The sequence below is a fragment of the Anaerosporomusa subterranea genome (assembly GCF_001611555.1).
In the GTDB taxonomy this organism is placed as follows: domain Bacteria; phylum Bacillota; class Negativicutes; order Sporomusales; family Acetonemataceae; genus Anaerosporomusa; species Anaerosporomusa subterranea.
Map to the genome: position 1 here is coordinate 40,425 of NZ_LSGP01000026.1, position 21,659 is coordinate 62,083.

General features: G+C 46.2%; 21 protein-coding genes and 1 pseudogene. 15 read left to right on the top strand and 7 right to left on the bottom strand.

What is annotated here, in order from left to right:
- The first annotated feature begins 269 nt into the window (after window positions 1-269).
- From AXX12_RS17005 to AXX12_RS17030, 6 genes are all read left to right on the top strand, one after another.
- Window positions 270-1,613, top strand: a complete 1,344-nt coding sequence (locus AXX12_RS17005; protein WP_156478711.1) for a TolC family protein — start codon at window positions 270-272, stop codon at window positions 1,611-1,613.
- A 5-nt stretch (window positions 1,614-1,618) separates the two neighbouring features.
- Window positions 1,619-2,890: an efflux RND transporter periplasmic adaptor subunit gene (locus AXX12_RS17010; RefSeq protein ID WP_066245337.1), complete on the top strand. Its 1,272-nt coding sequence runs from the start codon at window positions 1,619-1,621 to the stop codon at window positions 2,888-2,890.
- A 12-nt stretch (window positions 2,891-2,902) separates the two neighbouring features.
- On the top strand, window positions 2,903-6,085 hold the full coding sequence (locus AXX12_RS17015; protein WP_066245339.1) for an efflux RND transporter permease subunit: 3,183 nt from the start codon (window positions 2,903-2,905) through the stop codon (window positions 6,083-6,085).
- A 60-nt stretch (window positions 6,086-6,145) separates the two neighbouring features.
- Window positions 6,146-6,589 carry a hypothetical protein gene (locus tag AXX12_RS17020; RefSeq protein WP_066245341.1) on the top strand — a complete coding sequence of 148 codons (444 nt, stop codon included), beginning with the start codon at window positions 6,146-6,148 and terminating at the stop codon, window positions 6,587-6,589.
- A gap of 241 nt (window positions 6,590-6,830) precedes the next feature.
- Complete coding sequence (locus tag AXX12_RS17025; RefSeq protein WP_066245710.1) at window positions 6,831-7,016, top strand: DUF2933 domain-containing protein; 186 nt, start codon at window positions 6,831-6,833, stop codon at window positions 7,014-7,016.
- 89 nt (window positions 7,017-7,105) lie between these two features.
- Window positions 7,106-7,342 (top strand): hypothetical protein, encoded by a 237-nt coding sequence (locus AXX12_RS17030; RefSeq protein WP_066245343.1) that lies wholly within the window; start codon window positions 7,106-7,108, stop codon window positions 7,340-7,342.
- Window positions 7,343-7,565: 223 nt separating this feature from the next.
- Here the strand turns inward: AXX12_RS17030 and AXX12_RS17035 are convergent, their stop codons facing one another.
- Both AXX12_RS17035 and AXX12_RS17040 read right to left on the bottom strand, forming a co-directional pair.
- Entirely contained in the window at window positions 7,566-7,895 is a 330-nt protein-coding gene (locus tag AXX12_RS17035) for a small basic family protein (protein WP_066245345.1), read from the bottom strand.
- Window positions 7,895-8,572, bottom strand: a complete 678-nt coding sequence (locus tag AXX12_RS17040) for a DUF881 domain-containing protein (protein WP_231881941.1) — start codon at window positions 8,570-8,572, stop codon at window positions 7,895-7,897. The genes AXX12_RS17035 and AXX12_RS17040 overlap by 1 nt, the downstream gene beginning before the upstream one ends.
- Window positions 8,573-8,917: 345 nt before the next feature.
- Between AXX12_RS17040 and AXX12_RS17045 the strand changes: the two genes are divergently transcribed.
- Entirely contained in the window at window positions 8,918-9,604 is a 687-nt protein-coding gene (locus tag AXX12_RS17045) for a TMEM165/GDT1 family protein (RefSeq protein ID WP_066245349.1), read from the top strand.
- Window positions 9,605-10,148: 544 nt separating this feature from the next.
- On the opposite strand, the gene AXX12_RS17050 is transcribed toward AXX12_RS17045, so the two are convergent.
- Window positions 10,149-10,628 (bottom strand): hypothetical protein, encoded by a 480-nt coding sequence (locus AXX12_RS17050; protein ID WP_066245351.1) that lies wholly within the window; start codon window positions 10,626-10,628, stop codon window positions 10,149-10,151.
- Window positions 10,629-10,948: 320 nt separating this feature from the next.
- Between AXX12_RS17050 and AXX12_RS17055 the strand changes: the two genes are divergently transcribed.
- The 3 genes from AXX12_RS17055 (at window position 10,949) to AXX12_RS17070 (ending at window position 14,018) form a co-directional block, all read left to right on the top strand.
- Window positions 10,949-12,631, top strand: coding sequence for an ABC1 kinase family protein (locus tag AXX12_RS17055; protein ID WP_066245353.1), 1,683 nt, complete (start codon window positions 10,949-10,951; stop codon window positions 12,629-12,631).
- A 291-nt stretch (window positions 12,632-12,922) separates the two neighbouring features.
- On the top strand, window positions 12,923-13,228 hold the full coding sequence (locus AXX12_RS17065; RefSeq protein WP_066245358.1) for a DUF2680 domain-containing protein: 306 nt from the start codon (window positions 12,923-12,925) through the stop codon (window positions 13,226-13,228).
- 154 nt (window positions 13,229-13,382) lie between these two features.
- On the top strand, window positions 13,383-14,018 hold the full coding sequence (locus tag AXX12_RS17070) for a methyl-accepting chemotaxis protein (RefSeq protein WP_066245360.1): 636 nt from the start codon (window positions 13,383-13,385) through the stop codon (window positions 14,016-14,018).
- A 312-nt stretch (window positions 14,019-14,330) separates the two neighbouring features.
- Here the strand turns inward: AXX12_RS17070 and AXX12_RS17075 are convergent, their stop codons facing one another.
- The 3 genes and pseudogenes from AXX12_RS17075 to AXX12_RS20255 all read right to left on the bottom strand — a co-directional run bounded on the left by AXX12_RS17075 (window position 14,331) and on the right by AXX12_RS20255 (window position 15,527).
- Window positions 14,331-14,897, bottom strand: a complete 567-nt coding sequence (locus AXX12_RS17075; protein WP_066245362.1) for a multicopper oxidase family protein — start codon at window positions 14,895-14,897, stop codon at window positions 14,331-14,333.
- A 53-nt stretch (window positions 14,898-14,950) separates the two neighbouring features.
- A pseudogene (locus AXX12_RS17080) lies at window positions 14,951-15,151 on the bottom strand (cupredoxin domain-containing protein); the annotation flags it as partial.
- Window positions 15,152-15,263: 112 nt separating this feature from the next.
- Window positions 15,264-15,527 carry a multicopper oxidase domain-containing protein gene (locus AXX12_RS20255; RefSeq protein ID WP_082816953.1) on the bottom strand — a complete coding sequence of 88 codons (264 nt, stop codon included), beginning with the start codon at window positions 15,525-15,527 and terminating at the stop codon, window positions 15,264-15,266.
- A 92-nt stretch (window positions 15,528-15,619) separates the two neighbouring features.
- Between AXX12_RS20255 and lgt the strand changes: the two genes are divergently transcribed.
- From lgt to AXX12_RS17105, 5 genes are all read left to right on the top strand, one after another.
- Window positions 15,620-16,408 carry a prolipoprotein diacylglyceryl transferase gene (gene lgt, locus AXX12_RS17085; protein WP_066245366.1) on the top strand — a complete coding sequence of 263 codons (789 nt, stop codon included), beginning with the start codon at window positions 15,620-15,622 and terminating at the stop codon, window positions 16,406-16,408.
- A 175-nt stretch (window positions 16,409-16,583) separates the two neighbouring features.
- Window positions 16,584-16,955 (top strand): hypothetical protein, encoded by a 372-nt coding sequence (locus tag AXX12_RS17090; protein WP_066245367.1) that lies wholly within the window; start codon window positions 16,584-16,586, stop codon window positions 16,953-16,955.
- 237 nt (window positions 16,956-17,192) lie between these two features.
- Window positions 17,193-17,777: a TetR/AcrR family transcriptional regulator gene (locus tag AXX12_RS17095; RefSeq protein WP_074431397.1), complete on the top strand. Its 585-nt coding sequence runs from the start codon at window positions 17,193-17,195 to the stop codon at window positions 17,775-17,777.
- Between the two features lie 94 nt (window positions 17,778-17,871).
- On the top strand, window positions 17,872-19,011 hold the full coding sequence (locus AXX12_RS17100) for an acyl-CoA dehydrogenase (protein ID WP_066245369.1): 1,140 nt from the start codon (window positions 17,872-17,874) through the stop codon (window positions 19,009-19,011).
- A gap of 133 nt (window positions 19,012-19,144) precedes the next feature.
- Window positions 19,145-19,354 (top strand): DUF1657 domain-containing protein, encoded by a 210-nt coding sequence (locus tag AXX12_RS17105; protein ID WP_066245371.1) that lies wholly within the window; start codon window positions 19,145-19,147, stop codon window positions 19,352-19,354.
- A 137-nt stretch (window positions 19,355-19,491) separates the two neighbouring features.
- Here AXX12_RS17105 and AXX12_RS17110 read toward each other — a convergent pair whose 3' ends face one another.
- Window positions 19,492-21,492: an alpha/beta hydrolase family protein gene (locus AXX12_RS17110; RefSeq protein WP_066245372.1), complete on the bottom strand. Its 2,001-nt coding sequence runs from the start codon at window positions 21,490-21,492 to the stop codon at window positions 19,492-19,494.
- Window positions 21,493-21,659: the final 167 nt, after the last annotated feature.

Genomic DNA, 21,659 nt, shown 5'->3' on the forward strand with positions numbered 1-21,659 from the left:
TCTAAGTTCCTTATACTCTCCTAAATCAGTACTTTTTTGAAAAAAAACCTATATTCACGCAATCTTCATAATTCATTCATAAGAAACCTATATTCTTTCGCTATACTGACTATAGATTAAAAACTAGGAGGGGTCCAATAATGATGGGGCTGCTTTTGATAGTGAATGTGGCTGCACTGTTCTTTTTCGTTAAGCGGGTTATTGCCATTCAAGAGTGAGGGCGAATGCGAACACTGTGAGAACACGACATACTGTAATGGAGGCTGAATATGCAAAACAGAGGATTAATTTTAACGTTAACGGTAATTACCATACTTTTTAATGCGACAGGTCTTTCGCTGGCGGCGCAGGCGCCGCTTTCGCTAGATGAAGTTCTGGCAGCAGCTCTAAAGACCAACCCGGCGATTACCGAGGCCCAAAAACGCTGGGAGGAGAAGCAGAACCGCGTCCCCTTGGCGCGTGCTCTGCCGAATCCCAAGCTAGGTATCATGAAAGACGATATTCCGACCAATTCTTTCAATCCGTTAGACGGAATGATGACTGAATACACGCTAAGCCAGGAATTCATGAATCCCGGCAAACTCGATGCCATGGGCAAGATGGCCGAGAGTGACGCTGCGATGAGCGCGGCTGAATATGAGGCGAAGAAGCTCGACATCTCTACACAGGTTAAACAGGCGTACTACGATTATCTGTATAATTCCCAGGCCGTTCAAATCATGCAAGAGAACCAACAGCTCATGAAACAACTAGTAGATTTAGCACAAATAAACTACTCAACCGGCATGGTTGCCCTTCAGGACACCTTGAAGGCACAGACAGAAGTATCCAAAATGGATGTGGAGATTGCTAGCATGGGAGCGATGGCATCTGCCGCCAGCGGCAAAGTCAATACACTGATGGGGCGTTCAGCCAACGCACCGCTCAGTGTAAAAGAAGTTTTCCGAACCACCGCACCAACTCAGACGTTTGATACTCTCAGTAAACAATCACTTTCAGGGCCAGCCGTTCGCGGTATGGAACAACAGGTCGAAATGGCGAAAAACGGTGTAGATCTGGCGAAACGACTAAGCAATCCAGATTTTGAACTGAGTCTCGGCCGTAAATCGTACAAATCAATGACTACGGCCGGCCCAGCCGACCCCAGCATGGGGGGGATGCCGGGCCCTGATGTCACTACTAGACAACCCAGCACCTGGAGCATCGGAGTGATGGCGATGATTCCGCTCTGGGGCGACAAAAACCAAGCGGAAGTGAAGTCCGCGAACTCCAATCTGGAGGCGTCTCAAGCAGCGTTGCAAAACATGAAGAATATGCAGGCAATGGACATTCAGATGGCTCTGTCCGATGCGCAGGCTTACTGGCGTCAAATCGAGCTGTATCAAAAAGTCGTGATTCCGCAATCTGAGGCGACATATCAGGCCGCTATTGTCGGCTATGGCAGTGGCAAAGTGGATATGATGGATATGCTCGAAGGGGTTAATACCCTACGAAACGCCAAACTCGCTCTTTATAAAGCAAAAGTCGAATACGAAAAAGCAATGGCTAACTTAGAAAAAGCCGTCGGTAAGGCCCCTGAAGCGCCCAAATTGGAAATGGCAAATAAGGAGTAGATACGATGCTTGAGAAGGAACGGGCAAGAAAACTGATCATCGCCGGTGTCGCTGTAACTGTACTCGCGGCAGGGGGCTACGGTACCTATAAATACATGAATCCTAAACAAGCACCAACGGCGAGCCATAGCTCCCATCAAACTGGCGCCCCGTCAGCAATTGTCGGCGACAAGGTGACACTAGATGCAAAAGCCAGGCAGTTGGCTGGGGTTCAAACAGCCAAAGTAGAAAAGAAAGCCCTGACAAAAAACATCCGGACAACTGGCAAGGTTGCCGTCAATGAAACAGGCAAAGCGTACCTTACATCAAGAATCATGGGTCGAATCGATGAACTCTATGTCAACGCAGACGGAGCTTACGTAGCTCCGGGGCAAGCTTTGGCCGCTGTTTATAGCACTGACTACATTGCCGCGCAGGAAGAATATATTCTTGCTCTAGAGACGGTACAAAAACTGAAAAATATCAGTCCAGAAATGAATCAGACCAATGCCAAACTCCTGCAGGCAGCGAGAAGAAAGCTCGACCTTCTCGGTGTGTCATCTGGGGAAATCGAGCATCTAGAGCACACGCGTCAATCAAATAGGCAAATGATCATTCGGGCTCAGTTCGGAGGGACTGTCACTGAAAAGCTAGCTGTTGCGGGCGCATATGTCATGGCAGGGGAAAAACTGTTTGGCGTGACAGATTTGTCTACCGTTTGGCTGTATGCCGACGTGTATGAGAGAGATATTGCTAGTATTCAACTGGGGCAAGAAGTAGCAGTAACCACGCCAGCCTATCCCGGACAGACCTTTTCTGGTATGATCAGCTTCATTTCTCCCATCATCGATGATGCTACCCGTACAACCAAAGTCCGGGTAGAACTTAGTAATCCAGATGGAAAACTAAAACCGAATATGTTCGCCAGTGCTGCCATCAAATCGTCACTTAATGAGAGTCTGGTCATTCCTACCTCTAGCCTTATCGACACAGGTCTTAGAAAAATTGTCTTCATCGCTCAAGACGAGTCGACGTTTGTAAAACGCGACGTTGTCATTGGTCAGGAGTCTAACGGATTTATTCAGGTACTATCAGGACTTAACTCGGGCGATGTGGTCGTAACAAAGGCAGCTTTCTTGATCGACTCGCAGACCCAGCTTGGAGCCTATGGCAGCCACGCTGGTCATGGAAGTGGTAAATCCGGAGGGGGTACCCCGCAACAGACAGTTCCGGCCAACGCGCCACAGTCTGCGCCACCCGCTCAGACCAATGTAAACAGCGGCCATAGCGGTCACTAGGGGGCGTGAACGATGATTAATAAAATAGTAGAATTATCGCTGCGTAATAGAGCAGTTGTCATCGCACTGACTGTCTTCATCATCGCCTACGGCGCTTTTGTCTTAAAAGACATGCCCATAGACGCATTTCCAGATTTAAGCGAAAATCAGGTGCTGGTCTATGCCGACTGGATGGGACGTGGACCGCAGGAAGTCCAAGATCAAATCACGTATCCTTTGGAAACCGCTCTGAGAGGGTTGCCGAAGGTGAAAGAAATTCGATCACAGTCTGGATTTGGAATGTCACTAGTAACTGTCATTTTTGAAGATGGGGTTGACCCCTACTTTGCGCGACAGGTGGTCAATGAAAAGACGCAGCAGGCATTGCCGAATCTGCCGCAAGGCGTAGTACCGACCCTTGGACCTGTCAGCACGCCGATGGGCCAGGTCTTCATGTATACCCTTGAAAGTGACAGTCACAACCTCGCTGAACTCCGTACAACCCAAGATTTCTTTTTAAAACAGCAGCTTAGCTCTGTTACCGGGGTGGCGGAAGTTGCCAGTATCGGCGGCTATGTCCTGCAATACCAAGTCAATCTTGATCCGAACTTACTCAGAGCCTACAACGTTGGCATCGGTCAGGTATATAGCGCCATCGCTAGCAACAATGCCAATGTGGGCGCTAAAGTGGTGGAGCAAAATGGCCAAGAGTTTGTCATCCGTGGTTTAGGCTTAGTTGAATCGCTTGAAGACATCAATAACATCGTCATTACGCAAAACAACAATATACCGGTCTCTGTTAAGGATGTCGCCCGTGTTGAGCTGGGGCCGGATGCCCGTCGAGGTGTCCTAACCAAGTTTGGCAATGAAGCGGCCGGCGGCATCGTGATCCAGCAAGCGAATGAAAACACGCTCCAGGTGATTGACCGCGTCAAGGAGAAGATCACCGAGATACAGCCGTCATTGCCGGAGGGGATGAAAATCGTACCCTTCTATGATCAGACCGGTGTGGTAAAACGGGCTGTTAGTACCTTAACTGAGGCTCTCACGGAAGAGTTCCTCGTGGTTTTCTTAGTCGTGCTGCTATTTATGGGCAACTTACGTGCAAGTATTATCGTTACGAGCGCGATACCCATCGGCATCCTGATCGCCTTTATTTTAATGAAAGGCATTAACCTCTCGGCAAACCTGATGTCATTAGGTGGTATTGCCATCGGTATCGGGGTTATGACAGATGCTGCCATTGTCATGGTCGAGAACATTTATCGGCATTTGGCGGAAAATCAAGGCCGGCGCAGTGTTATTGACGTAGCCTTAGAAGCGTCAAAAGAGGTAGCGGGACCGCTTTTCTTCTCACTGAGCGTTGTTATCGTGACATTTTTCCCCGTCTTTGCGCTGACTGGGACAGAGGGGAAAATGTACAATCCGATGGCATGGACCAAAACCTTCGCTTTAGCGGGTTCGCTCATCTTAGCAGTTACTCTGATTCCGGTTTTATGTACTGTATTGCTGCGGGGCAAGATCAAAGAAGAACAAACCTGGGTTGTTAAGAAGCTGAATCAGACCTACTTGCCCATCTTGCAAACAGCCATTAAGCACCGCAAACTGACGATGGGCTTCGCTCTTGTGATGATGCTTGTCAGCTTTTCGCTGGTGCCATTCATCGGCACAGAGTTTATGCCTAGACTGGAAGAAGGCAGTATCCTCGTCATGCCGACCATGCTGCCATCGGTTTCATTAACAGAGGCAACTGAGGCGGCGAAAAAGATGGATCTGCTCATCATGGAAATTCCGGAAGTGGCAATGTCTGTCGGTAAGGTGGGGCGCGCCAAATCAGCCATGGACCCGGCGCCAATCAGCATGATTGAGACGATTGTTACATTAAAACCGAAAGATCAGTGGCGACCTGGCTATACGCAAACAGATATTGAACTAGATATGATGGGCAAATTAGCTAATCTGCCTGGATTAAATCTGGCGTTTACCCAGCCAATCGCAGGCAGACTAGCCATGCTGACGACCGGGATCAGAACTGAACTGGGCGTCAAGATATTCGGCGACGATATTAATGTTATACAGCAAAAGGCACTAGAAGTTGAAAAAGTATTATCCACCGTTCCCGGTGTTAGTGACTTACTCGCTGAACGCATTCTGGGGGCGCCATATCTGGAAATGAATATTGATCGTGCAAAGGTTGCTCGCTATGGGTTAAGTATCAGTGACGTAGAAGACGCCATTGAGCTAACTGTTGGCGGCAGGTCTGCGACGACCACCATCGAGGGGAAAAAGCGGGTCGACATCCTGGTGCGCTTTAATCGGGATAGCCGCGAAAATATCGATGCGATGAAGAATATCCTTATCCCCATTGCTGGCGCTGGCGGAGTTAAAGCAGCGGCCGGTGGGGGCGGCGGAATGGGTGGCGGCATGGGAGGCGGCGCTGCTGCATTTGGTGCCGTGAGTCCTGGGGCTTATGTGCCGCTCGGCGAGGTAGCGGAGTTTAGAGTTGTTGACGGCCCGTCCATGATCAGTAGCGAAAACGGAATGTATCGGGCTCTCGTACAGCTGAATACCCGAGATCGCGATATTGGAAGCGTTGTCGAAGAAGCAAACAAGCTGATTAATGAGCAAGTGGAATTTCCACCGGGATTTTACTATAAGTGGGCTGGTCAATATGAAAACCAGGAACGCGCCAAAGCCCGACTGGCCATCGTTATTCCGGCCGTGATCTTGATGACATTCATGCTGCTGTTTATGTCGTTTAGCACAGTGAAAGGCGCGGTCATGATTCTGTTGAATGTTCCCTTCTCGCTAGTTGGCGGCATTGCATCAGTTTTCCTAACCAACACAAACTTCAATGTAGCGGTGGCTGTAGGGTTTATTGCCTTGTTTGGCATTGCAGTGCAAGATGGTGTTATGATGCTGGATCGTATAACCGAATTGTCTAAGGAAAAGCCTATCAAGGAAGCCGTTATTGACGGAGCTATGGATCGTTTCCGACCGGTTATCATGACCTGCACAGTAGCCGGGATCGGCCTGTTCCCGCTGCTCTTCTCGTCAGGCGCCGGCGCTGAAGTGCAAAGACCGATGGCTCTTGTTATTGTTGGTGGCTTAGTATCCTCGACGTTCTTGACACTGATCTTGCTGCCATGTATTTATTACGCGTGGCATAATAAAGTGCCAACAGCGCCGTCGGATAGCAAAACAGTAAGTAATTAAGCGTTTCTACTCAAACAAAGGTAAACAAATAATAAACGAAATATAAGGGAGATGGATGTAATGCGTAACAAAAAATTGATCCTGCTATCTTTGGTCGCGATTTTGGTGCTGGCTGTAGCCACTGGGTGTGGTTCCAGCGACAAGCAGACGTCTAAGTCTGCCCCCTCAACGGCTGCTAAGTCTGCCAGTTCGATGCCGAAGGAAGATGTTCAGCCAATCGCGCAAGACTTAGAGCGTAAGCTAAAGGATACTGGGACGATGGTGAAAGAAGGTAAATGGGCGGAAGCGAAGCTTATCGCGGCCGAAGCGCTGAAAACGAATGACCGTCTGATCGTCCACGTTACCGATGCCCGGATGAAAGACTCTTTGCAGAAGAGTGTAACCGATGTGAACGGCGCCGTAAATGCTTCTCTTGCAGATCAAAAGTCTGCTGAGGCTAAAATCGCTACCGCTCTTGAAGCTCTTAAACAGGTGAGTGTTCAGTTGCAGGGTCATAATCATTAAGTAAAACAGTGCGACCGGGGGATTCCCCGGTCCTCCTCTCGGAGGAAATATGGATCAACACACAAAACCTGAAAATGAACAACCGATATATACAAAGACCCAGCAGATGATACTATCCGCATTGAGGCTGACCGTATGGGATTGTGTCATGCCTTCATGCATATTACACAGGCATAGATAGGGGATTGAAATGGAAGAGAAAAAAACGCCCTCCTGCCATGGCAATTCTGGTGGAAGCAGCATGAAACACATGGTAATGATGCTGGTTTGCTGCTTGGTACCATTAGGTCTGGCATTTCTCCTTAAAGGATTAGGCTATTCCACAATAGCTGGTTATATGATGCTATTGCTGTGCCCACTGATGCACATTGTGATGATGAAAATGATGACTAAAAAGGATGAGACAAAGGAGGAGAAGGCGATGTAAAGATTAAGAGAGTCTTCGCAGTCTGTCGTTACAATTAAGTCATCAGAGGTAGAGCTAGCTTAGATAAATATAATGAAAAGAGGGATAACATGAAGAAGACAATTGCCACATTCGTTCTGGGTGGACTGCTTACAGCAGGCGCCTTTGGTCTCGTATACGAACTGCCCATTACCAGCGCTGCTGAAAAAGTAGCGCCAGGTATGACGCGTGAGGTGGGCCCAAAGGCAGCTGGGGAAACGTCGACACAATGCATTGAGACGACAACTCCTGACGGAAAGTCGAAGACAGTTGATCCAAAGACGGTGGAGGCAACTCATTGTAACTAGAATACGATGAGGCCGTGTGAAAAAGATAAGGCGCAAGCTATCTTGTAAGCTTATAAAAAAAGTCCGTACCACATCAAAGTGGTGCGGACTTTTTTGTATCGGTTGCACTTATGCTGTCGCAATCACGGCGAGATAGCAGGCTTAGTATTAGGCGATAAAAATGGGCTGTCCTACTGATAGAGGGCGGCCCATTTTTTGTTTCCGTAAAATTGTTTCGTGAAGTTCACTTGCTAAGAAGATTCCGTCGTATGATCGCGATGTTTTGAAACACGCGCAATCCGAAAGCTAACAGCGCAACATAATACAAATCAATTCCAATTCGTTCTCCGATGTAAACCATTCCAGAAGCTAGCAATGCATTAGTGAAGAAGCCAGTGATAAATACTGTATTATCAAAGTTCCCTTCGATTCCTGACCGCATACCACCAAATACGGAATCTAACGAGGCCAGTAGCGCTACAGATGTATACTTCGCGTATGCAATAGGCACTTGGATTTCGAATAAAAGTCCAATAATAAATCCGACCACAACACCGGCAACCGGCAATAACATTATAGTGTACCTTCCTTTACGGGTTTTGCGTAGTTAAACCGTTGTGGGCCTTTGTACATCGGGATTTCTACGTTCTGTTGCTTGGTAACTGCAATCTGGATACCCCATATTTGGCGGGTTTCAATTACTCCGCCCCGAATCTTTAATGCATTTTCCAGCATCGCTGGGTCACCTGTGGCCTTAATTTCAATTGGTGAAGAGATAGCAATATTGTTGACGACAATCGCCGGACCTGCGTTTCGGACCTCTGTCGTCGAGATGACTCTCTGTCCGTTTATGCTGATGGCTTCTGCGCCGGCCGCTTTTAACTCGTTCAATACGAGCAAAATATCGCTGTCACGGATTAAATACAACTCGGAGTTTTTTCCAGGGCCAGACTTGACGCCACGGTCATCCATGGTAACTTGAATTCCCGCCCCTGTTATACGAGTGAAGCCGGCTTTTGCTTTAATCTGTTCCGCATCAGCGGAAGAGGTTACGCCGCTGCGTAATTTATGAACCTCATTTTGCAATGTCGTTCGTTCCTGGTCAACCTGAGCCAAACGTCGCGTCAAGTCTTCCGCCCGCTGAGACTGTAGGGGGAGATTCCCATCAGTGGTACGAAACTGAATAGCAAGCATAAGACCGAGAATAATGCAAACAAGTGTTAGTGCGATTTGCCCTTTTCGTAGTTTCATCAAGATTCTCCTTCAGAATGAGTGTACCTAGTTATTATACAAGACAAAACGAAAAAAGGGTATATGGTGTATTTTGGTCTGCTAAAAAAAGGAATAAACAGTTGACAAACTCTGTTATTACGGTATAATAAAGATACTTCTAAAGGGGAGTAGCTTATTGGTAGGGTCAACATACTGGTGGAGACACCTGGCCTTATCGTTGGAATAACCAACTAGCGAGACCTTTAGCCACGGCAGTAGTGTGCCTGGCTAATCGTCTCGCTTTTTTATTTTGTCATGAGCGAAGCGATTGCATGCCAGTGGTGCACAGGACTTGCTGGATATAAACAAAAGGGGGATTATTCAATGGTAGCGTTTATCACTTCTTTGGCGTTTGTAGTCTTGGCGGAAATGGGAGATAAGACTCAACTTCTAGCAATGGCCTTTGCGACCCGCTTTCGCTGGCAGACGGTTATGTGGGGCGTTTTTGTCGCAACCGTCCTAAACCACCTATTCGCAGTCATAGTTGGCAATTACATCACTCAGTTTATGCCTATGAGTTACGTTCAAATTGCGGCAGCAGCTTCCTTTATCGTATTTGGACTTTGGACAATCCGTGGCGATGAACTAGCTGGAGAGGAAAAGGCTAACCACCGCAGCCCATTTTGGACTGTCGCCATCGCATTCTTCATTGCGGAAATGGGCGATAAAACCCAATTGGCGACAATAGCATTAGCGGCTCAGTTTAATACGGTCCTTCCGGTCTGGATGGGGACAACTGCAGGTATGATGGTTGCAGACGGTATCGGTATAATTGTTGGCATCGTACTTGGGAAGCGCATCCCCGAACGAACAGTTAAATGGGTCGCAGCCTTGATTTTTATTGCATTTGGCTTGATTGGTCTATATGAGTATCTGCCTAAAGAATATATCACCACTCCAGCAATTATCGGAGCGCTAGCTGCTACCGGAATTGCGATTTATCTGGTTTCCCGCATGGGACAAGGAAAAGAATCAGAAGACGAAGCTTCTGCAAATACAGAAGAGGCATGATAGATAGACAACCTAAGTTTAACCTCGGAACGGCAAAAGCCTGGTTTCCGGGGTCTTTATTTACTAAAATGTAGTCAGCAGTTTTCGCTCTGCATAATAGAGGCTGTTAGAAAACGCCCATCTGCGTTGTACCTGCAAGGGGCATGCCGCCAACTCTATAGCGCTAAAGCGCCAAGAGTTGCGCAATCACGACTGCGTTTGCTTGCTTGCGTACCTTTTGTACGCGGTGATGCTAACAAACCAGTCAGTAACAATTGCTGTTACGTCGCATAAATAACAACGTAGCGCAAGCCTCGCTGTTCCTAGTGATGCTACTACGCTTATGTACCACAGCGATGTTTGTAGTCGCATATGCAACAACATCTGGGCATTTTCTAACAGCCTCCCTTTTTTATGGTTGCGTGTTTTTTGAAACACGCTTTAATAGGCTATCACAGTAATCTTTTTCTAGTGAGTAGTGGAACACAACCCCCGCTTCCAAGTCGAACGGCTTAAAAGCGGGGGTTGTTTTGCCTGAGATATGTATGTCTGGCATTTGCATTTTCTATTGATTAAGCGCTTCCCTGGCAATAGGAGCCAAGCGGGGATCTTTAACCATGGATTTAAAGGTGGCTTTCATGGCAGGATCAGCCATGATGTCCGTCATAGCTTGGCGCATAGCTGGATCAGACATCATCTTGACCATTGATCCTCGGGTTTCGGGTTTGCTCATCATTTGCGCCATGTTCTTCTGCATGGCGGGGTCTTGCATCATATCTGTCATCGCGGTCTGCATTTGTGGTGAACCCATCGCATTAATCATAGTTTGGCGGTTTTCGGGGGCGGACATAGCGTTTTGCATGGCCTCGGGGTTATTGTTCATCATGGTTGACGGATCGCCTTGACCCATCATATCTATTTGCGGCGATGGTGTTACTGGTGATTGATCAGGCTTTTTCTGTGGCTCGGTGCAGCCAGTAATGAGCAACGCAATGAGGAATATAGTAATGATGGGGATAGAGTAATACAGCTTTTTTGCTTTCATAGCGGCCTCCTGAGTACGCATTTATTGAGCTAGAGTAGCCCAACAATAATAGCTTTTCAGGTTTTGCTTCAGTTATACTTGCTGATAGGGAATTCACTTCTGAGGTCTTGCTGTCTTTAGACTAATAACTTCCTACTGTTGGGTATGGTCAGCCGGTAGCTGCGGGGTAGAGGCCACGTGCTTCAATACCAGAAGTCCTTTGCATCCCGTTGCGAATAGTGAGATTTGTTACAATTTTTAACTTAGTGACTATCGTGTTTTCAAAATGCAACATATAAGGTTATAATGAACATATATAACTGTCTGATGGAGGTGTGGAAATGGCTCTATGGCATAGAGACGATGCGGTGCGAGCGAGAGCCCGTCATATTGCGAGTGTGTTTGTCAGGTATGGGTTTGGTTTTTTAGTAAAAGATTTAGGGTTGCGGCGGTTTTTTACCTTCGATTCCTGGAGTAGAGCCTCTGCGCTGGAAAAAACACTTCAAAGTGAGGAGTTCCGGCGTCTGGTTCAAACGCTACCAGCGATGCTGGAAGAGTTGGGGCCGACTTTTATTAAGCTTGGCCAATTTTTTAGCAGTCGGCCGGATATTGTGCCGCTATTTGTGACCGATGCCTTACAACGTCTGCAGGAGCAAGTGACTCCGGTACCGTTTGAGCGCATACAAGAAGTAATCTCGGAAAACTTGCCGGATTACAAAGAATGGTTTGTATCTATTGAGCCGGAGCCGCTGGGGGTCGCATCCATTGCTCAGGCTCATATGGCCATCTTACAGGATGGGCGTAAAGTCGTGATTAAAGTCCGGAAACCGGAGGTTATCAATCAGATTGAACTCGATTTAATGGTGTTGCAAAAAATCGTTGGATTTTTAGCTGACCAGCCCGAAGTGTATAAATTGCTGGATATAGAAAATAGTTTCGCAATTTTTTCTCATTCGCTTCGCAAGGAAATTGATTTTGCCGTAGAAGCCGGCAATATCCAGATGTTCAGCCGCTTGCTGGGTGGCGAAGGGTTAGCTCGTGTGCCGCAGGTAGAGTGGCGTCTCAGCAACGAGAACATCTTAACGATGGAGTTTATAGAGGGAATTAGTATTGAGGAGGCGGCAATAAAACAAGACCTGACGGTTCGTAGGGAACTGGCGCGTAAGTTTCTGGAAAGTTTTCTGCGTCAGGTTTTACTGCACGGTGTCTTTCATGGTGACCCGCATTCCGGTAATATTCGCCTAACCCCAACAGGAGAAATAGTCTATCTCGATTTTGGCATTGTTGGGCGTACTGATCCGCGAATGACTGAACGATTAGTAGAGAATTTTACCGCGATACAAAATACCGATGTAGAAGCACTGATGAACGTGGCGCTGGAAATGGGAGAATCCTCAGGTAATACGAACTGGCAAAACTATTATGAGGATATGGCTGAATTGCTTTTTGTATCTCAAGGCATGGCTCAGGGAAAAGTAGAGATGGGCAAAATGATTTTTGGGATGATGCAGATTTCGCAAAGGCACGGCATCCGTATGCCGGAGCGACTGTTGCTATTGGGTAAAGCATTTGCCATTGCTGAAGGAAATGCGCGTAAGATTGACCCGGAGGTTAATTTTCTAGATATATCACGGCCGATCATCGAAGAATTTCTACATAAAAATATTCTACCACAGCCCAGTGAAACAGTATTACTGGCGAATGCTCTTGATGTTAAGAAAAAGCTACGGATTCTGTTCTCCGAACTCCCGGCCTTTATTTCCGGTGTTACTCGCGGGGATAAGAAAATACCGTTGTCCATTAGTGGCATGGATTTTATCGGGGAGAAATTGGACAAATCCATAAACCGGATTGCCTACAGTTTGATAATTGCCAGTATGCTCCTCACTTCAGCGATCATGATGCATTCTGGGATAGGGCCGATCCAGCATCAAATTCACTTCACCGGATATTGGCTGTTGTTTGTAGCCTTGGGGGCGACGGTATATTTGTTTTTTCGCATTTTTCGCCAGATGAAAAAATAGACTTACTATCTGCCACTGGCCCCATTCTAGCTTAATTAAGGCGGGCGAGACACAAACAGAGTAAAAAATGATAGGAATGAAAAAGATTGCGAAAGCAATCTTTTTTTTACGGCTAAGGAAAATGTCACAAAAGCCTCATAACTTCTTCATAAGATATTCAAATGCTATACAGTATACTACAAATGAAAGGAGCGATAGAATAGTAGGAAAGCGCAAAAATAGGCTAGTCAGCAAAGCAGTAGCTATGATGGGCTGAAATAAAAATTACAAATAAATGTGGAGGAAAAGATCATGAAAAAAAGTTGGATTTTTGGGATTGCCGCATTAGTAGTGGTGATGGGGGCATCGTTCGCCTTGGCAGCAACACCGGCTCCCCAATCGATGATGGGGCAAGGCATGGATATGACCCAAATGGGCGAGTTTCATCAGCAAATGGTCGAACAACACGTCAAAGATGGCGTCTTGACGCCTGAACAGGCAAAAAGTATGAATGACCACATGACGCAAATGGGTTCGATGATGAACAGCGGCATAATGGGTGGGAACGGATCGAGCATGATGGGCCAAGGTATGATGAAAGCTGCCCCCCAACAATAACCAACATAAGAGTTAGTGCAGGAGGCCATCTAAAAAGCATCTTGCTTTTTAGATGGCCCCTTTTCTTAGTTTTTTGTCGCCAGTCAGTTGAAATGACGGCGACTTTTCATTTTTTCTTGCACAAGGTGGCATTCTCCAACATACTGATTGTCATGTGGTAGCAGAGGAAGTACGTAAACTGGCCGAGCAATCAGAAGCGGTGGCAAAGAAAATTGCCGCTATGATCGGCGAAATCCAGGAGGATACCGTGCGGGCTGTAGCGGCTATGCAGAACGGCACGCGCGAGGTTAAGACTGGTACCAAAGTAGTGAATAACGCTGGGCAGGCGTTTGGTGAAATCGCATCTTTCGTTGAAAAAGTATCCGAGCAGGTTAGCGAGATTGCATTAGCGATTGAGAAAATTGCCGTTAACAGCGGGCACGTCGTTGCTTCTATGCGGGAAATTGATCGTGTAAGCAAGCATACTACCGCCGAGACCCAGACAATTTCGGCAGCCACTGAAGAACAGTCGGCCTCAATGGAGGAGATGGCAGCATCTAGTCAGCGGCTAGCACAAATGGCACTGGACTGGAAGGCGCTGTTAAACAATTTAAGGTATAAACAAAAGAGCTGCCCAATAACGCAGCTCTTTTGTTCTATAATATGGAATGGGTTCTTCCTGTTCAAATTATCTTTTCCAATGCATAACCTTCGAGCTTCTTTGTTTGCATATACTCTTGAAGTTTTGCTTCTAGTTGCTGATATAACCTGTCGCTTTCGTCAAAGCGCTTTGTTTGGTCTAACTGGTTAATGCTTTGAACCAAGTGGCGAATTTCATCTATTATGGCGTTATCGGTGTCCTGATGTTGAGCGAAGTTCACAGCGTTTCACTCCCTTGTATTATGTTTGGCCCCAGAATAGTTTCGTTTTATCTATATCATAAAGTACAGATATGAATATATAATGAAAGGTTTATAGAGATGTTATGAAATTTTTTGTGAGAAAGCGCAGTCTGGTGTGAAGTGATTCGCGAGTTGACGCCTGGTTTATGATCCAAAGAAAAGAAACGAGATATTCGAACCTCGTCGGCTTCGAATATCTCGTTTCTTACTTGTGATTCCCTTTATTTAGCTACAACAGTAGTCATCATACCACCATCTTCGTGGTCAAGGATGTGGCAGTGAAGCATCCATGTGCCAGGGTTATTCATTGTAAAGGCAATATCGACATACTCGCCGGCAGGTACATTAACGGTATCTTTCCACATTTCTCGTTCAGGTGCTTTGCCGTTTAGGGATACAATCTGGAATTCAGTGCCGTGAATGTGGATAGGGTGGTCCATTTTCTCAGCCGTGCTTACGTCATTATTAATAATCCGAACTTTAACAATTTGTCCAAGCTTGACCTGTAACGCAGCAACATCAGGGTACGACTTGCCGTTAATGGTCCAACGCATGCCGCCCTGCATCTGTGTTTCATTGGTTACAATTGGAGCCGGTGCTCCGTGTCCCGCATGTCCGCCCGCTGGAGCGGCAGGCGTAGAGATAACACTATGAGACGCCATGTCCATTACTGAATTTAGGTCAAGCGTAAAGTCAGGTATCCGGTTCTCAATGCCGGCAAACCCTTTCGGTTGAGGTGCGACAAAAGGTGATGTTGCAGAGGCAACTTCCCCTTGTTGGTATTGCATAGGAATTTTAATGCCTAGTTCACTTCGGTCGCTCTCTATTGTATAGGCTAGGCCTACTTCGCCACTGCCGCCACTTCAGCGTCAAGCCGTTCGCCAGGCGATAAGGTTAGCACATCCGTCTCGTACGGCTGTGACAAAGGATGGCCGTCGGTATGGGTAACGCGGAAACGGTGCCCGGATATTTTGATAGTATGAACAGCCGCAGTCGATGCGTTAATAAAACGAAGCTTGTGCAATTCGCCTTTCTTCATGACTAAGGTTGAATTGCTGAACCAGACTTCCGTTCACTGTCTCGATATTCCCAAGCGCTCCATAGCACCTCTGGCTGTACCTTTGAGGCGATTGCCGTTTGTGTCAAGGTACCAGTCATCTAACACCATAGATATGGTCGTCGCTGTATTTATCGTCTTCCGGAGCCTTGACGATAATTGGAGCATATAAACCATTGTCAACCTGGTCAAGTACAGGCCGATAGTGAGAATGGTACCAATATGTTCCCGATTCGCTCACTATAAATGAGTAGGAGTACTTTTCACCGGGTTTGATAGTTTTACCTGGTCCATCCTGGTCGTTAGGTATTACAAGACCGTGCCAGTGAATGTAGACGGCCCCTTCCTTTTTAAATAGCAGAGGTTATTCAAAGTTTATTCATAAGATCATCACATTGTCTTGGTAAAATCAAGTCAGAAGGTTGAGACATCCACATAACAAGGAGGAACGGTATGTATCCGATACTATTTAGTATAAACGGATTTGAGGTTCGCGCCTGGGGTCTGCTGGTAGGCCTCGGTATTCTTGCCGGACTATGGTTAGCAACCCGGCTGGCGAAGAACAGTGAATTTAGCGAAGAGATGCTGCAGGAATATCTGATATACGGAGTGATGGTGGGTTTCATCGGCGCCCGGCTATGGGAGGTAATGTTTTCATGGCAGCAATATGTAGATAACCCACTGCACGCACTAATGTTTTGGGATGGTGGTCTATCTATTCAGGGGGCAGTAGCTGCTAATGCACTATTAGCATGGTGGTATTTCACCCGTAAAGGGCTTTCCTTTTGGCGATTTGCCGATATTGCCGCCCCGGCCCTTATTTTAGGTCAAGCCATAGGCCGTATTGGCTGTTTTTTCAATGGCGATGCGTATGGCAAACCAACCGATGCCTGGTATGGTGTAATCTATCATCCAGGTACACCTGCCTATCAGGCTTGGGGACCGGCGCCGTTGGTACCGGCTGAATTAATGGAAGCAGGTCTGGATTTGGTTATTCTTGCCGTATTACTGCGTATATTCCGTCGCAAACAATTCGACGGTCAAGTTGCGTTAGCTTATTTTGTGTTGTACTCACTGGCTCGGTTTGGCTTGGAGTTCTTACGGACTGACAGTCTGATGATCGGCGGTATAAAGGCAGCGCAATTAACTGCACTGTTGACGGCACTAGTAGCGGCGGGCTGGTGGATGTGGCGAAGCAGAAAACCGTTAACACCGAAAGCAAAACGTGCGCGGCGTAAATGATGCTTTCGAAGTCGAAGCGGGCCTGAAGATGATGAGAAAATGGCTAATAGGTGTAGTCGTTGCCATGTAAAACAACATCAGTCAATCACAATATATTCATTGTTTATTCATATTGGCTTGATATACTTGAGACATGGGAAATAGCAACAATAAAGATAGAAGGAAGAGGGACACTATGAAAAAGACAATTGCCACGTTTGTTCTGGGTGGCTTTATTACTGCAGGCGCTTTTGGCCTAGCCTATGGACTTCCGATTACCAGCGCTGCTGAAAAAACTGCTCCCGCCATGATACAGATGGATCCAAAAGCAACGGCGGATATGATGAAACAGTGCACTGAGATGATGAAAAATCCCGAGATGCAAAAGATGATGCAAACAATGATGCCGGAAGGAGATTCTAAGGCAGCAGATCCGAAGGCAACGGCGGATATGATGAAACAGTGCGCCGAGATGATGAAAAATCCAGAAATGCAGACGATGATGAATCCGGCGCAAACTAATTCTTCGCCAGCGGAAGAAACGAACCATTTGTCGCATCATCAATAACAGTATAGAAGAGCACGGGCACAAAAACGCCCATCTACGTTGTTGACCCCGCGAACCCATTGCTAGCGTACCCTATAGTACGCGTCACTGCTGGGCCCGCGGGGCCGCCTAGTATCTGGACCTTTCTGAACGCCCTGAAAAATAGGTTTATCGACAGTATGGCGGGTATAAAAACGCCGGTGTTCTTCTATTCTAAAATAATTTGACTTTTCTAGACGACTGGTCTATTATTTAAATATGGATAAAAATACAAGACAGAAACTGATTAAAGCAGGCGCTAAAGCAATGTTGGCCAAGAGCTATCATGCTGTGGGAATACAAGAAATTTTGGCAGCAGTAGATGTTCCTAAAGGGTCTTTTTATCATTATTTTGATTCTAAAGAGTCTTTTGGGGTTGCCATTATCGAGTATTATGGTGAACAGCTTGCTAATGCCATTAGGAAAAAAGTAACTGACTCTAATTATTCTCCTAGACAAAGAATTGTAGAATACTTCTTAGCAATTCGTGATTATTATGCGTTAAACGGCTGCGGTCATGGCTGCTTAGTGGCAAAATTGGCGACCGAGGTTGCTGATCCCAGTGCCTGCATGCGAGACGCTCTCAAACGAGAATTTGATAAATGGACCGAGTTATTTGCAGCTTGTATAAAGGAAGGCCAGGTGAAAGGCGAAATCAATTCTGATCATAGCGCCGACGCTATGGCAGAGTTTTTATATACCTCCTGGGAAGGGGCCCTTGTGCGAATGCAGGTAAATAACGATTTGAGTCCGATTAATCATTTTATTGATTTTGCGATCGACAGAATTATACCGAAACCCTAGAATATGGTGAACTCTAGGTTCACCATATTCAAACAGCTGTTGTAGACGACTGGTCTACTATAGAATGAGCAAGAAAAGATTAAGGGGGAGAGTCATGAATTTTGTATTAGGCGCCGAACAAGAAGAAATCCGCAGAATGGTACGTGATTTTGCTGCTAAGGAAGTTGCACCAAGTGCTGCAGAGCGAGATGAGAAAGAGCTTTTTCCGAGAGAAATTTTTGACAAGATGGGGGAACTTGGCATATTAGGGTTGCCTTATCCTGAAGAATATGGCGGAGCGGGAAGCGACTTTCTGAGTTATGCTATCGCAGTAGAAGAGATTTCTCGCGTCTGCGGATCTACGGGTATCGGCCTATCTGTTCATGTATCACTCTGTGCGTGGCCTATTTTCAAGTATGGTACAGAAGATCAAAAGCAGAAATACCTGCGTCCGCTGGTTGAAGGCTGTAAATTAGGTGCATTTGGATTAACTGAGCCAAATGCCGGGACAGATGCGGCTGCGGGGTCCACTATCGCAGTAAGAGATGGCGATAGCTACATCCTTAACGGAACCAAGGTTTTTAGCACCAATGGCGGAGAAGCCGAAATAGAGGTTATATTTGCTGCAACTGACAAAGCGGCAGGCTTAAAGGGCATGAGTGCTTTTATTGTGGAAAAGGGTACTCATGGACTTCATTTCGGTAAGAAAGAGACTAAAATGGGTATCCGTTCGTCTGTGCAACGCGAGGTCATTATGGAGGACTGCCGTGTGCCTGCCGCTAATTTGCTTGGTAAAGAAGGCGAAGGTTTCAAGATTGCAATGACCACATTGGATGGCGGCCGGATTGGAGTGGCGGCGCAAGCATTAGGCTTAGCGCAAGGTGCGCTGGATGAGGCGATTAAGTATTCTAAGCAACGGGTCCAATTTGGGAAACCGATTGCCACATTCCAAGGTGTAAACTTCATGCTAGCCGACATGGCCACAAAAGTCGAAGCAGCCAGATTTCTGGTATATCGCGCAGCGTTTAATAAGTCTAATCATCTTCCATATGCGAAAGAGGCAGCAATGGCGAAACTGTTTGCTTCAGACGTGGCTATGGAAGTAACCACAGATGCAGTTCAGGTCTTTGGGGGCTATGGCTATAGCCGTGAGTATCCTGTAGAACGTATGATGCGGGATGCAAAGATTACCCAGATCTATGAAGGTACAAACCAAGCGCAACGCATGGTTATCGCTGCCAATATTCTTAAATAATTATTGGCGTCACTTCTCAAAATTTAGAAATACTGCTAAACATGCAATCTCCTATTTATTCCACTTATAAAGTGATATGTACTGTAAACAATAGTAGCGTATCAATAAATATTCAATTCGTAGGAGGTTGCATATGACTGTAAAGAAAGACTTGGAAAAGGCTGTCGCTGCTGCTGAAGCGGCGAAAGGTACGTACGCCGCATTTTCCGCATCTACTGACGATCAAGGTGCTCAAACCATGTTCGACCAAATGACGCAGGATATGGATCGCCATATTGCACAGCTCAACAGCCGGCTAAGCTCTACTGCGGAAAACAAGCTAAGTAACCAACAAAATTCATAAAGCAGAAGAAAATACTGCCGACATTTTTGTCGGCAGTATTTTCTTCAAGCAATAACCGCTCGTTGTGTCGCTCGTGCGCATTGCGGGGCTTGTGCTAACGTACTCCGTATTTTCCACGAGATGCGCTAGCAGTTTACTTATTTCAGATACTTGTTAAACCATTCTGTAATTTCTTTCAGTCGTCTCAATCTGTGCTTCGGTTTTCCGCTTCTGCTAAGATCATGGTTCTCACCTTTAAACAGGCACAGGCGGGATTCCACTCCATGGAACTTCAGTGCGGTAAACATCTGCAGTCCCTCAGCCAACCAGCAGCGGTAGTCTTCCTCAGAGTGGAGGAAGAGGGTTGGGGTTTTTACCTGATCCGCATAGTTGAGCGGTGAATGTTGCCATAGCTTTTCTTGATTATTCCAGGGAGTGGCGGCGATTTGATCCTCAACAAAATAGTAGCCGATATCAGTTGTACAGAATTTAGATATCCAATTGGAGATGCTGCGCTCTGAGACGGCAGCCTTAAACCGATCCGTGTGACAAATTATCCAGTTGGTCATATAACCGCCATATGATCCGCCTGTAACACCGACTCGCTTTGGATCAATAAAGCTGTATTTTTTCATAACCGCATTGGTGAATTTCATGATATCGTCATAATCAATGGTTCCATACTTACCGCGAATATCGGCAAAAGCATTGCCTTTACCATCACTTCCTCGCGGATTACAGAAGAAAATAACATATCCCTCGCTTGCCCAATACTGCATATCATGGAAGAAAGCCGCGCCATAGACTGTCTTAGGCCCTCCATGTATAGCAAGAATAGCAGGGTACTTTTTAGCTGCATCAAAATTAATCGGCTTGATTACCCAGCCATCGATGCTTACGCCTGCTTCGGTTTCCACACTGATTTGTTCCGGGCTTGCTACCTGTCTCTCTGTCTGTATCCATTCGTTCATGTTAGTAGCCTGCTGTTCAACAGAGTTTTCGTGCTTGAATATCTCCTGTAGCTTATTGACCTTCATGCCGACGTAAAGGATATTGCCAGAGCTGATGCTAATGGCATCAACTGAGCCATTACCTGTTGTTAGTTTCTCGATTTTTCCACTGCGGCTAATCCTGTTAATAAAGGAATTGTCTCCTTCTGTGCTGACAAAGTATAAATAGTCTTGGTCTACTTGCTCAATATCTGAACTGCCATACCTACAGTCCGAACCAACCGAGTTTGTGACTGAAGTATCGAGCGTTGGCGTGATGCAATGCGACGCTGGCGAAGCTAAGTTCCTGATGAAAAAAAGTGCATTTTCGTTAATCCCATAGGATTTCATATTCGAGCCTGTATAAATGATGACATCATCGGCAAGAAAGTGTGCACTATCGTGGCGTATTCTCGCTGGTTCGCATAGCTGATTAATTTCGTTTGTTGTTACATCATAAATTAGGATATCATTTGCCAGAGACATCTTATCAGTAAATCGGTTTGCGACAATAACGGCTTTGGTTTTTGTCTGGTTAAGGTTAAAAGCCTCGACCGCGGTATGCTCATCTGTGACTGGTTCAACTTTGCCAGACTGTACGTGGTATAAATACAGCCTTTGCCGTTTCCTGCTGGTAAAGCCATCGCCGTTAGCCCAGAAGGGAATCTCTTCGATGACTTCGTAATCCTGTTCCTCCTTGCGGGTGTTTAATTCTTCAGATTTTTCTTCGTCTGTTAAGGCAGCGAGGTCTCGCTGCTTTGCATCATAGTCAGAAACAAAGAGATACGTGTTTTCATTTAACACTTTGAGCGAGTTTACCTGCCTAGGAATTCGCAAAACTTTTGCCGCTTCGCCGCCGTGAATGTTAATTTTATAGTACTGGGTGAACGATTCACCGCCATCCTTTGCTTTCTGGTCTTGTGAATCCCGAATATCTGGGAATAGAATGTTTTCATTATCGAGCCAAATAAAGCTTTTTTCCGAGTCAAAGGCTGTTAACTGAAAATAACGCTCGGTAGCAATCTCCAGTAACCACAGATTAGAGCGATAACAATTTGTTTCCATATTGATTTGATGTGCAACAAAGCAAGCATGCTTACCATCTGGGGAATGCTTAAGGCCAGACAAAAATGTATATCTGCTAAAATCATCAATTTTCATTGTTTCCATGATGGGGCCTCCCGATAACTGAAAAATACCTACCCACTACATTCAACAGCTTTTCTGTATTCTCCTACTGGATAAGTTTTACCGTTTTATTTGTTTTGATAGTTCTTGAAGCAGAATATAGTTTAACCGATGCTGTATTAAGCCTACCATGTCTCATAACCGTTGAA